The sequence below is a fragment of the Gillisia sp. Hel_I_86 genome, from assembly GCF_007827275.1.
Classification (GTDB): Bacteria; Bacteroidota; Bacteroidia; order Flavobacteriales; family Flavobacteriaceae; genus Gillisia.
Genome location: NZ_VISE01000001.1, coordinates 2,336,787 through 2,349,655 on the forward strand (window position 1 = coordinate 2,336,787; position 12,869 = coordinate 2,349,655).

The 12,869-nt window shown below is 37.9% G+C and carries 10 protein-coding genes; 9 read left to right on the forward strand and 1 reads right to left on the reverse strand.

Features of this window, described 5'->3' with window-relative positions:
* Positions 1 to 65 precede the first annotated feature (65 nt).
* Positions 66 to 614 carry a YceI family protein gene (locus tag JM83_RS10590; protein ID WP_144961921.1) on the forward strand — a complete coding sequence of 183 codons (549 nt, stop codon included), beginning with the start codon at positions 66 to 68 and terminating at the stop codon, positions 612 to 614.
* 44 nt (positions 615 to 658) lie between these two features.
* Positions 659 to 2,104 (forward strand): ferric reductase-like transmembrane domain-containing protein, encoded by a 1,446-nt coding sequence (locus tag JM83_RS10595; RefSeq protein ID WP_144961923.1) that lies wholly within the window; start codon positions 659 to 661, stop codon positions 2,102 to 2,104.
* A 16-nt stretch (positions 2,105 to 2,120) separates the two neighbouring features.
* Here the strand turns inward: JM83_RS10595 and JM83_RS10600 are convergent, their stop codons facing one another.
* The gene (locus tag JM83_RS10600; RefSeq protein WP_144959460.1) at positions 2,121 to 2,888 is read right to left on the reverse strand and encodes an IS5 family transposase; all 768 of its coding nucleotides are present in this window, start codon (positions 2,886 to 2,888) and stop codon (positions 2,121 to 2,123) included.
* A gap of 225 nt (positions 2,889 to 3,113) precedes the next feature.
* Here JM83_RS10600 and JM83_RS10605 point away from each other — a divergent pair, with 225 nt between their 5' ends.
* The 7 genes from JM83_RS10605 to JM83_RS10635 all read left to right on the forward strand — a co-directional run bounded on the left by JM83_RS10605 (position 3,114) and on the right by JM83_RS10635 (position 12,860).
* Positions 3,114 to 3,713: a DUF4136 domain-containing protein gene (locus JM83_RS10605; RefSeq protein WP_261376439.1), complete on the forward strand. Its 600-nt coding sequence runs from the start codon at positions 3,114 to 3,116 to the stop codon at positions 3,711 to 3,713.
* Positions 3,714 to 4,108: 395 nt separating this feature from the next.
* Positions 4,109 to 4,528, forward strand: a complete 420-nt coding sequence (locus JM83_RS10610) for a potassium channel family protein (protein ID WP_261376895.1) — start codon at positions 4,109 to 4,111, stop codon at positions 4,526 to 4,528.
* Positions 4,529 to 4,538: 10 nt separating this feature from the next.
* Positions 4,539 to 5,021, forward strand: a complete 483-nt coding sequence (locus JM83_RS10615; RefSeq protein WP_144961925.1) for a DUF4440 domain-containing protein — start codon at positions 4,539 to 4,541, stop codon at positions 5,019 to 5,021.
* A gap of 8 nt (positions 5,022 to 5,029) precedes the next feature.
* Positions 5,030 to 6,274 carry a hypothetical protein gene (locus tag JM83_RS10620; protein WP_144961927.1) on the forward strand — a complete coding sequence of 415 codons (1,245 nt, stop codon included), beginning with the start codon at positions 5,030 to 5,032 and terminating at the stop codon, positions 6,272 to 6,274.
* A gap of 163 nt (positions 6,275 to 6,437) precedes the next feature.
* On the forward strand, positions 6,438 to 6,980 hold the full coding sequence (locus JM83_RS10625) for a hypothetical protein (RefSeq protein ID WP_144961929.1): 543 nt from the start codon (positions 6,438 to 6,440) through the stop codon (positions 6,978 to 6,980).
* A gap of 650 nt (positions 6,981 to 7,630) precedes the next feature.
* Positions 7,631 to 9,550 (forward strand): glucosamine-6-phosphate deaminase, encoded by a 1,920-nt coding sequence (gene nagB, locus JM83_RS10630; protein WP_144961931.1) that lies wholly within the window; start codon positions 7,631 to 7,633, stop codon positions 9,548 to 9,550.
* A 22-nt stretch (positions 9,551 to 9,572) separates the two neighbouring features.
* Positions 9,573 to 12,860: a SusC/RagA family TonB-linked outer membrane protein gene (locus JM83_RS10635; RefSeq protein ID WP_261376440.1), complete on the forward strand. Its 3,288-nt coding sequence runs from the start codon at positions 9,573 to 9,575 to the stop codon at positions 12,858 to 12,860.
* Positions 12,861 to 12,869 lie beyond the last annotated feature (9 nt).

Genomic DNA, 12,869 nt, shown 5'->3' on the forward strand with positions numbered 1-12,869 from the left:
CAAACTGAGAGTAAATCTTTCGAAGGGAATTATAATAGTATAATGAGAATAAATGCTATAAGGCTATGTGTAAATCCCTCTTTTTTTATGGTTTAATGGCAATGCTTTTTTTTTGTAGTATTAATGGAAAAGCCCAGGTGTATGCAACACAACGTGGAATAGCTATTTTTAATGCTAAAATGCCGATTAATTCATATTCCGGAGAATCGAATGATTTGCAGGGAACCATCAATTTCGAAACTAATGAAGTTGCTTTTAAAGTGCTCGTAAAATCTATCAAAACAGGCAATAATAAGCGCGACAGACACATGTATAAACTCTTACAGGTTGAAAATTTTCCCGAGGTAGTTTTTAAAGGAAAACTCATTGGCGATTTTGATTTAAATAAAAGGGCAAGACAGGAGTTAAAAGTTAATGGCAATTTTACCCTGGCAGGAACTACTAGGAATGTTAGTATACCTATAGAATTGAACCCTATCGAAGAAGGTATCGAATTAAACGCTTCCTGGTTCTTGCTAATATCAAATTATAATTTGGAACGCCCAAGCATCGCATTTATAAAAGTAGATGATAAGCATGATTTGAATATAGATGCATTGCTCAAAAAAAAATAGTGCATCAAAAATTCGCCTTGTAATACATAAAAAATAAAATTAAGTTGACCAACGTAAAACATATCGCGGTAATAAGCATATATTTCATTGCTATGGCCATTCCATTGATAATGGTTTATTGGTCAACGCCATCTACTGAAGAAGGGTTTATTGCACAATTAGGGATGCTGATGGGATTGTGCGGTATAATGATGGTGTTTTTTCAATTTATCATTTCCGCGAGAATAAAATGGCTTGACCGCCTGTTCGCCTATAACAATTTGATTGATTTTCACAGAAGGATGGGGGTTTGGGCATTTCTGTTTATTGTGGTTCATTTTCTGATGCTTGCATTATCAGAAAAATCCGTAGATATGCTATTGGGATATGACGAACCTTGGTACATCAATTTGGGCAAAATTGCGTTTTTAATACTGTTGGTTCAGGTTGTGGTAAGTATCGGCCACAAGAAAATAAAAATAAACTATGAACGTTGGCGTGCTATGCACGATGTGTTTGCCATCAGCATTCTCCTACTGATGTTCGTGCACAGTTTTTATGCCGGGGACGATTTGGAGTTGCTGCCATTACAGGTATTATGGTTCATTCTCCCTCCCATTGCCATAGCATTTTTTATTTGGCAACGGTTTTTTTTGTTCACCTTCGCACCCAAATATAAAGTACTAAATGTCGTAAAAAAGGCCAACAACACGTACAGTGTTCAGTTTGTTCCTATAAATGGCAATGCACCCTATTCTCATAATCCAGGACAGTTCCACTTTATCAAATTTACAGATTGCAAGCATTTAAAGCGTGAAGAACATCCATTTACCATATCATCAAGCCCCAGCCAAAAGTTACATTTGGCATCTACGGTAAAAGCTTCAGGTGACTTTACAAGCCAGATACATCACCTTCAGGAAGGAGATAAAGTTAAAATTATAGGTCCATTTGGCAAGATGTCCCATTTAGAAAAATCACATTCGGGGTCCATAGTATTTATTGCGGGAGGTATTGGTATAACACCATTTGCCAGTATGTTGCAATATATGGCAGACAAAGATGAACAGCGGGAAGTAATGTTATTCTATTTTAATGCTACCGAATCGGATATTGCTTTTAGGGAAGAATTGAACCATATCTCTGAAAACACATCCCTTAAATTGAAAGTAGTACATATACTCAGCAAGCAAGATAATTGGGAAGGGGAAAAAGGACGGTTTGACACCGAATTATTGGAAAAATACTGTACAGGCACTTTCTCGCAAAATGATTATTATGTATGCGGCCCCCCGCTTATGATCAACGCTGTAATCAAGGATCTAAGAAAATTGCAAATTCCACTAACTAAAATACACAGTGAAATGTTTGGGCTTGCGGAATCTGGCTCACCCATTACCCATCATAAAAAACAAGCCCAATTGGTTTCTAGGCTTATTGTTATGGCTTTAATAGTGTTGGTTATTGTGTTTGCAGGCCTTCGGTCCGGCTGGGAATTAGAGCATGTTTAAAAACGATTCACAAGAATCATTCGATTCTATTGAGGATAATCTGACAATTCTGCCACAATACCCAATATTCCTGACTTTCCGGTGTTTTTTCATAATCCTTGTCCAGTCGCCTGAAGAAATTGAAGATCCCGAAGGTCCTTTCGGTGACCCATCTCCACTTTACCGGGACAAAGCCTTTCGAGGATGGCGGGCATGACGAGATCTCCACTTCCAGCCCTATTACCGTCCTCTCGACCCACTCCATGAACACCTTCTTGTAGGCATGGTCGGCCAGTATCTTTTCCATCCGGTCCAGATAGCCCAACAGGGGCTCCACCACCCTCTCGGCCACCGCCCCGTCGGCCTGGTTCGCCGCGCCTACCACAACGCCCCATACCAGGCCGAGGGTATCGGTGATCGCGTGCCGTTTCCGTCCGTTTATCTTCTTGTTCCCGTCGATGCCCTTCGACTCGGAGGTCATCGGCCCCGCCTTGACGGACTGGCTGTCGATCGACAGCATACTGGGCGTTGCCCCCTTTCCCTGCCGCTTCCTCTCCATCATGTTCAGCCCTGCGTTCAGCCTTGAAAGGGTGCCGTCCCGGCCCCACTTCCTGAAATGGTAGTAGACGCTCTCCCATTTGGGAAAGCATTCCGGTAGGTTCCGCCATTGGCAGCCGGTGCGCAATATCCAAAGGATGGCGTCGGCAATGTCGCGCAACTTATAGTGGCCCTTGATTTTAACGGGAAGGAATTTTTTCATAATTTCCCACTGTTGGGCAGTCGATCGGGTGTATCTCGATTTCATAAACTCTGTTTTATTTGTGAACTACAAAGTTTATACTGCCCAACTTTTTTTACAAACTTTCACCCAAATTTGTTTTTAAACATGCTCTTATTTGGGGACGATACACTGGAAAACGAACACAGTGCCTCAAGCAGCCTCACTTTAAATAGGGAACCAAACTAAGTAGTGATGGAATACCAAATGTAAAAAATAAATATAAGTATAAATGTTTAACTAAATAAATAAATGATGAGAACATTAAAAACAATGGTAGCCTGCCTTTTAATAGCAGCTACCGCAGTCAGTTGTTCGGTCAGTTCTTCGGCCATTGTTACCGATTATGACCGTGAGGCACAGTTTGGGGCCTACAGGACCTTCTATTGGTCAGATGATTTTCAAATGGAAAACGGGAAAGAAGAACCGCTCTTTGTCAATACATTGATCAAAAAAAGACTAAAGTTGGCCATTCAGGACGAAATGGAAAAGAAAGGATATGTAATGGACAAAGCCAATCCTGATTTATTGGTAGATTCACGTATTGTGGTCAAAACCAGAAATATAAACTACAATTCCGGCAGCTATCCGTATTTTCCATTCTACGGTCACGGCTATGGCCATTTTGGCTATTACGGCTATGGCTATTACGGCAATTATCAATCTTCCGAGGAGCACAAGGAAGGTGGTGTGGTTGTAGAGCTCATAGATATGTCCCGCCGTCAACTGGTCTGGCAGGGATTTGCGCCAGATGTGCTCCACGCAGATACAAATGATAAACAAAAAGAAATCAAAGAGGCCGTGGTAAAAATATTTGCAAAATATCAATATGGAAATACCGTAAAAAATTAACGGTAAAATGAGATGAAAAGTCCTTATTCGCAAAGGGTTACGGTTAGTGTTGGATCCTTTGCCTTGTTGGTCACAAGAAATTTGAAAAGAGAAGTTTAGTTGAAAAAACTTGATTTTGAGGGATGGATATTTTTGTTGATTGATTAATAGAGATCCATTTCTCTCTCATTTTCAGGTATTATTTTTAGGCATCAACCCTGTTAATTGATGGTGCATATGCACTACTGGTATTTTGTTAGTGAAAAATTATCAATAGTGATGGAACAAAGAAAAGACATATCAAATAGCACTGGGTCCTAAGGACAACTCTTCAAAAAAGTATTGTTTACCGTAAGTGTTGTAATTGTTATATCATTAAGTTATACGCTATGAACCCGCACAGGTTACAAGGGAGTATGGCTGCCTATTTTAATTTTAGGTTCGGCATTAATCAAGACCATATTTATTGTCCGGCTTACGTTCATTCAATTATAACTAAAATAATAGATGAAAGTCATCGACTTGCCCACGTTCTCACTATATTTACGGTGTTGATTGTGCTTTCATTCTCGGCAGATTATCAGAGCTTATATATTTTGGATCCTGAAAATTTCAAAACCGTTACATTGCTCAATGATGCATTTTTCGTGCGGTTTTTTGAATTTATATATTTCAGCTTGATAACCTTTTCCTCGGTTGGGTATGGCGATATTGTGCCGATCTCCATTTTGGGCAAAATTTTGGTGATGATGGAAATTTTCTTGAGCTTTTTGGTCCTTATATTTGGCATTGCCAACATTAATAGAATTCACGTTGATAATAAACAACTTTTTTAAAACTAAAATCATGAAAATTTTTAAAACAATTGCACTCCTAACAGTTTTCACTGCAACTTTCGGCTTTACCCATGCGCAGGAAACTAAAGCACCGACCGATACGGAAGCAGTTATTGCGGTCATGAAGGCATACAAAGATGCTATTCAAAATTTGACAACAGAAGGTACGTTCAATCTTTTTGCCGAAGATTCTGAAGTAGTTGAGTCTGGGGGCGTGGAAGGTTCATATGCACATTACATTGAACATCATCTTGTACCAGAATTAGGGGAATTTAAAAGTTTTAATTTTTCTGATTATGAAATTGATGCCAAGGTGGATTTGCCCTATGCTTTTACCACCGAAACCTATATCTATACCATTATGCTTAACCCTAATGAAAAAGGCGAAAGTAGAACGATTCGCAAAAAAGGCGTGGCAACTTCTATCTTAAAGAAAATGGATGGGGAATGGAAGATCATCAAAACACATACGTCTTCAAGAAATGTGAAATAATAGCAACAATGAGCAATTTTCCCCAAATAATCCATCAGTATAAAACCGACTCAGAAAGTGTTTACAATACTTGGTTCGTCGACAATGACCAAAGATTAAAGGCATTTAGGACCATTCGCAGAGGTGTTTTACAGGTAATCGAGGATATTAAAAACAAAACTTTTCCAAACGATTTTAAGGAAAGCAGTTTGGAATTTGTATTAGGTAGCATAGCTGAACAAAAACAGGTATTTGTGGGGGTGGCCCATCCTTTTTATTGGAAGCCGAAATTGCGCATTCCCGATATTTATGAAAATCAGGACAATAAAATAGCTTTCGGTCAATTTTTGGAAAACTGTATCAATGCCAAAACGGAAGAACAGGTAATAAAGGAAATTGTAAAATTGGATGCGCTTAAAATAAAGGGCCTGGGCCCAGCGGTAGCAAGTATTTTGTACTTCTTGCACCCAAGATGGTTCCCACCTTTTAACACGGCCATCCTAAAAGGGTTTAATTTTTTGTTCAAGGACAAAAAGAAATTGGGAAGTTGGACAGAGTACCTCAAGATCAGGGAAACCTTGATTGAAACCAATATTAAAAACAAATCGGAACTGTCAAACGATTTGGGCGCAATAGCCGGATTGTGTTTCGAGATTGGCACCCAAAAAATGCTCATTGGCAGCGACGAATATTTAAGTGAGGCCGAAAGAATCAAATTTGAAAAAAACATCGTAAAACGGCAGAAGGAAATTCGGGAAGAAAAGCAGGAAGAGAAGCTTCACGACGAAATGCAATACCATTTGTTGAAAATCGGGATTTCCCTTGGCCTTGATGTAACACCCGCCAGCAACGATAAAAGTAAATCTTTTGGCGGTCAAAGTTTTTCGTTCATTTCAATGAATGCGTTCCCGGAACTTCCTTGCGATAAGGAAACCCAAACCACCATCAAACTCATCGATGTGCTTTGGTTTGAAAAAGGGACCAATAATATTGTTGGCGCTTTTGAGGTTGAAAAAAGCACCAGTATTTATTCAGGAATCTTAAGACTATCAGATTTATATTTCAGCATTTCAGATGGCGATGAGGTTTTTTATATCATCATTCCAAACAATCGTGAAAAAGAGGTTGTACATCAATTAAATAGGCCAGTAATCAAGAATTCCAAAATACACATAAAATACATTTTGTTTTCTGAATTAAGGAACCATTGCGATGCGATTTGCAAATTTGGAACAGACCTTTCAATTATGGAAAAAATAGCTAAATCTGTTTGATTTAATCCCTCATTGAGGGTTTAATTCCCGAGGCTTGCCTCGAATTTTTAAAATTATTTTCCAAGGCATACCTCGTGGGCTTGCCCCGAGGTTCTTGATTATGGGGAAGGTCGAATTAGGGTTATATTTTTTATATAGGAAACAATTAGCAACAACAAACATTATGAAAACCAAACTATTGACATTCACAGTTCTTTTAATAGCATTTTGCGAGGTTACGGCCCAAAAGATTTATAAAACTGAACAGGGCCATATTGAGATGATGACAATGGTTGACAGTAAACCTATCAAGGCAGAAAGCCATAAACTGGCTTTATATCTTGATTATGATTCTAAAGTGGTAAAGGGGATCCTTGACCTTAAAACCTTGTCAACCAATGCTCCTGAAATAAATACGATTCTCGAAGAGCAGGAAGATCCCCTAATCCTTCGGTTTACGGGTACCATTCCATCCGTGGATTTTTTATCAAACCGGCACGAACCTATCAATTTTAATTGGGTGGTAGATGTTACATATCAAGGGAAAACCTATAAATCACAATTTAAAGCAACCATTGCCCATATAGAACAAGGACTAAGTATGTCTTGCCTGATAAATGCGACAGGACAGGTTTTGGTTTCAAAAACGAACCTAGATTCCCTGATTCCTGGTTTAGATAAGACCATAGATGTGCAGTTTGCTCAATTGGTGCTAAAATTGGAATAAACAGCAGCTTTCTATATTCAAAAATTAAAAAAGCCAAAGCATTTTTTTGACATCTAAAATTAGAAATACGTATAGTTGTCAAGATCTTTTTGGAATTGGCTATTTCGGAGGGGTGGTGCCACCTGTTTCGGTCAAAAAGTGCCATTTTAATTAGATACTGCCATTATATAAAAAATCAATGTTACTCGTTCTTTAAAGCCTCTTTTCTTAATGACTCTCCTTTAAGGTCGCGCTCCCTTTTATAGGCCCTTACTCATCTGAATTTTCGTTTCGGTTACTGAAAAGGTAGCGGCGAAAGCTTTTTGGGAAGTAAATCTAAAATGAACCTTATGAAATCTTGCAAAAACATCACAAAGGAAGCGGCACCAAAAAAACAAAAACCGCTATGGATATAATGCAAACCACTTAAAAAACAGTGATGCAAACTGCCTGAATGCCAGCCCGACAACTCATTCTAGCGGGGTTCAGGTAGCATTTTAATCCCTCATCGAGGGTTTAATTCCCCCGAGGCTTGCATCGATTTTTTTAATTTAATATTAAAACTTTTATAAAATAATAATGAAAGTTTATATTTTTATTTAATTTTTTTTATTAGTTTTATTTTTTTAACTACGTTATATCTTATTTGAGATAAATTCAATATGCGAAAAATGGCACGATTAAACCTTTTGGAAGAAACCCGATTTGAAAAAATACCCGTTTCTGTTTATGCGAATAAGCACATTGCATCCAAAATGGTTGCCAAGAGAATTTCTGAGGTTATTTTAAAACAAGAGGCAAAAGGTTTTAACACTGTTCTCGGACTTGCAACAGGTTTAACGCCAATAGGGGTTTACGAGGAACTTATAAGACTTCATAAAGAAGAGGGCCTAAGTTTCAGGAATGTCATAACTTTTAATTTGGATGAATATTACCCTATGAATCCTTCATCCAGACAGAGTTATGTATATTTTATGAATGAAGTTCTTTTTGACCATATTGATATAGCCAAAGAAAATATTAATATCCCAGATGGGACTTTAGATAAGGAGAAGGTTATAGAATTTTGTGCAGCGTATGAAAATAAAATTGAAAGCCTTGGAGGTTTTGACCTTCAAATTTTAGGAATTGGAAGAACAGGGCACATTGGTTTTAATGAACCTGGTTCAGCTCCAAATTCAGGTACAAGATTGGTAACATTAGATGATTTAACTCGGCAAGATGCATCTCGAGACTTTGGAGGAAAAGTAAATGTTCCCACAAAAGCAATAACGATGGGTATTGGCACAATCTTTAAGGCAAGAGAAATCATTTTAATGGCCTGGAACACTAAAAAGGCAGCTATTGTAAAGAAAGCTGTTGAAGGAGAAATTTCAGGGGAAGTCCCTGCTTCATATTTACAGCTTGCGGAAAACATTGAATTTGTTATTGATAGAGATGCGGCTTCTGAGCTAACACGCTTTGACACCCCTTGGCTGGTAAAAGACTGTAACTGGAACGAATTCCTTATTAAAAAAGCCATCATTTGGTTATCTCATATCGTTAATAAACCTATTTTAAAATTAACAGATGAAGATTACAATAATCACGGAATGGCTCAGTTGGCCACAGAATATGGTCCTACCTACAATATAAATATTAAGATTTTTAACGACCTTCAACACACCATTACTGGATGGCCGGGAGGAAAGCCAAATGCAGCAGATTCCCAACGACCCGAACGTGCCGAACCATCGATTAAAACTTCTTTGATTTTTTCTCCCCACCCCGATGACGATGTGGTTTCCATGGGAGGAACCTTTATTCGTCTGGTAGAGCAAGGACATAATGTACATGTAGCTTATCAAACATCTGGTAACACCAGTGTATGGGACACAGATGTTTTAAGGTATGTAGAATTCGCGATCGATTTTTATGAAAGTATGGGATTAAATCCTGTAAAATTCGAAAAAATTTATTGTGAAATGAGTGCTTTCCTTAATAACAAACAGCCCAATGAAACAGATCCATTGGAGGTGCAAAAAGTAAAAGCTTTTATAAGAAAATCAGAAGCAATTGCCGCTGCTCGATATGCAGGATTACCAGATGATCAAATTCATTTTATGGATCTTCCCTTTTATGATCTAGGCAAGAAAATGAAAAACCCTGTTTCCAACAATGATATTGATGAAACAATTCAGTTGCTCCAAAAATTGAAACCACATCAGATATTTGCAGCCGGAGATTTTGCTGATCCCCATGGAACGCATTTAGTTTGTTTTCAGATTATTATTAAAGCAATGGAGAAACTTCGAGAAACTGAGGACTGGGCAAAATTAGCTTGGTTATGGATGTACAGGGGTGCGTGGCAAGAATTTCAAACATATGAAATAGAAATGGCTGTTCCCCTCTCTCCTCAGGAAGTTGAACGTAAAAAAAATGCAATTTTTCAACATCAATCCCAAAAGGACCGTCCTGTTTTTCCGGGAGATGATGAGAGAGAATTTTGGGTAAGGGCTCAGGAAAGGAACAACAAAACTGCTCAAAATTATCACAAATTGGGATTGGCCAATTATGAAGCTATGGAAGCCTTTGTAAGGTGGAAATTTTAACTTTTAACTAAATAATTCATTTATGAAAAATTTTTATTTAATGATCAAGAATAAGGTGGTTCACAAATCCAAAACTGCCATTTGTAGTTTGTCAATTTTATTATCAGTCATTCCTTTTTCGTTAGCGGCCAATGATTTGAAGGGTGTCGAGAAAAGTATTATGACAGATTTTCCGATTTCTGAACAAAAACAAATTTCAGGAACTGTGACTGATATTGACGGTATGCCATTAGGTGGAGCCACCGTTCAGGTTAAAGGAACAAATATAGGGGCGATAACTAATTTTGATGGAGATTTTGAATTGACAATACCAGGCAATGAGAATATTTTAGTTGTTTCCTTTGTTGGGTTTGAGACTAAAGAAGTAACTGTGGATAGTGAAACTAATATCATTATAGCTTTACAGGCAGATGCAGCTGCATTGGATGAAGTAGTGGTGGTGGGTTATGGAACCCTTTCAAAAAGGAGGGTTACTGGCTCTGTAGCTTCCATAAGCCCAGAACAAATAGTGGATATTCCCGTGGTAAGTGTGGAAAATGCTATCATAGGACAGGTTGCTGGAGTACAAGTACAGCAAGTTTCCGGAGAACCTGGTTCAAGTCCTAATATAAAGGTGAGGGGTTCGGGGTCTATTTCCGCTGGTAGCGATCCTCTTTTTGTAGTAGATGGAATACCAATTTCTAAAAATCTTACCTCCGTAAATATTCAAGGGGACTTAGCAAGAAGAGGTGGCTCTTTTCAAGCTCCTCCAGTTAATCCGTTAGCTACAATTAATCCCAACGATATTATATCCATGGAAATTTTGAAAGATGCTTCGTCAACAGCTATTTATGGATCAAGAGGAGGGAATGGTGTTGTTTTGATAACTACAAAAAACGGAACACCATCTAAGGAGGGGGTTTTTTCTTTTAATACTTATTATAGTTCACAAGAAGTTGCGAATAAAATCGAGTTGATGAACGCTGAAGAATTGATAGCATATACTCGTGATGCAAGGAACAATCCTTATGTGCAAGATGTTCCAGGAGCTTCTGTAGATGATCCGATAGGCCCTGGAGAGCGAGGTAATGGAAACTATGAACTTCCCGAATCTTTTTTGAATTGGGATGGAACGGATACAGACTGGCAGGATCTTATATTCAGAACTGGTTCAATACAAAGCTATAATTTATCTTATGCTTCTCCAATAGAAAATAATACCAGTTATTATGTGTCTGGAGGTTATTTCACTCAGGAAGGAATTATCCCTGATTCTCAATTTGAGAGGTACAGTTTAATGCTAAACGTGGATTCTCAACTAACGGATAAATTAAATCTGGATTTAAGAATAGCTCCATCGATTACAGAAAATCAAAGGGAACCGGCTTCTGCCCCCTATTTTGCCAGACCTCCCGGAATTGTCTATTCAGCTTTAGTTCATTCCCCAACTGTTCGACCTTATAATGAAGATGGAACCATAAATCAAACCAATAACCAATCCCATCTTGGAGCCGGTACAACTACTGCGAGTAATCCTCTGGCAATTATTCCTGCAGTGGATGATAACCTGTTTCAATTTCAAACAAGAACTTCGCTAGGGCTTTCATACGAAATCATTCCAGACCTTACTTTTAAAACTTTCGGTGGTGCTTATATCAATATTTACAATAGGGATTTTTATCGCGGAAATACTCTGTTGTTCAGAGATGCAACAGAGGGAGAATCGTATGCACAGGCTTCTTCTTCCACAGAAATAAATTGGCTTTGGGAAAATACGGTTAATTGGATAAAAGAATATGATGATCATTTCATTAACGCAGTGGCAGGTTATTCAATGCAAAAAGATAATGTAACGGTTAAACAGGTTCAAGCAGATAATTTTCCAGATGATTTGGTAACTACATTAAGTGGAGGTCAAGTATTCGCGGGAAGTTCTGTTAAAGAACAATGGTCCTTGCTTTCTGCCCTTCTTAGAGTAAATTATAGCTATAAAGATAAATATCTCTTCACAGGAACTATTCGGTCAGATAAATCTTCTAGGTTTGGAAGTAACAATCAAACTGGATACTTTCCTTCGTTTTCAGCTGGTTGGAGAGTGAACGAGGAAGAATTTTTAAGTTCAGTCGATGCTTTGTCCGAATTAAAATTAAGGTTTAGCTGGGGTCAGACAGGTAACTTTGAAATTCCTAATTATGGGGCTATAGGTTTATTATCCCCATTAAACTACAATTTTAATGGAAATGAAGTTAACGGGCTACTACAATCTACTATTCCCAATCCAGATTTAACATGGGAGAAGGCCACCCAAACGAATTTCGGGATTGAATTAGGGCTCTTTAATAATAGATTGTTTCTATTGGCCGATTATTATGAGACAAAAAATACAGACTTACTATTATTCGTAAGTATTCCTTCTGTTTCTGGATTTGAAACAACTCTTCAAAATATTGGAGAAGTTGAGAATAAAGGTTTTGAAGTTGCTTTACGTACAAGGAACCTTGTAGGTGAATTTACATGGGAAACAAATTTCAACTTCTCTACAAACAAAAATGAAGTATTATCCTTAAATGATAATAATGAGCCTATTTATTCAGCTGGTAGTGCAGGAATTAGACATATCACCCGTGTAGGCGATCCTATCGGAAGCTATTTTGGTTATGTGGTGGACGGTATTTATCAAAGCGAAGAAGATATTGCCAATTCTCCTGAAGATACAGAGGCACCGGATCCTGCCCCGGGGGATTTTAAATTTCTTGATGTTAACGGTGATGGAAAAATTACACCAGATGACAGAACAGTTACTGGTAGTTATTTTCCTGATTTTACTTGGGGAATAACAAACACTTTTACGTATAAAGGCATGGATTTTAGTTTTCTAGTTCAAGGAGTGGAAGGAAATGAAATATTAAATTTGACCTCCCGGCATTTAAAAAATGGAGAAGCTAATTTTAATTCCTATGCAATTTTCAATGAGCGATGGAGATCTCCTTCAGAACCTGGAAATGGAAGTATTCCTCGTGCAGACAGAGAATCTGGAAGTCATGGAAATAATAACAGACCATCTTCTTTTCAAGTTGAAGATGGATCATTTATACGATTAAGAAATGTTACTTTAGGTTACTCTTTAAATACAAAAGATACTTTCCTTGGGGGAACTATCGATAAACTCCGGGTTTATTTAACAGGCACCAACCTTGTTACTTTTACAGATTACCTGGGCTATAATCCGGAAGTTAGTAATAATACAACAAGTAGTTTAACTCCAGGTGAAGATTATGGTACCTATCCATTGACAACATCATTAACCTTAGGTTTGAATATAAACTTCTAAATAAAAAAT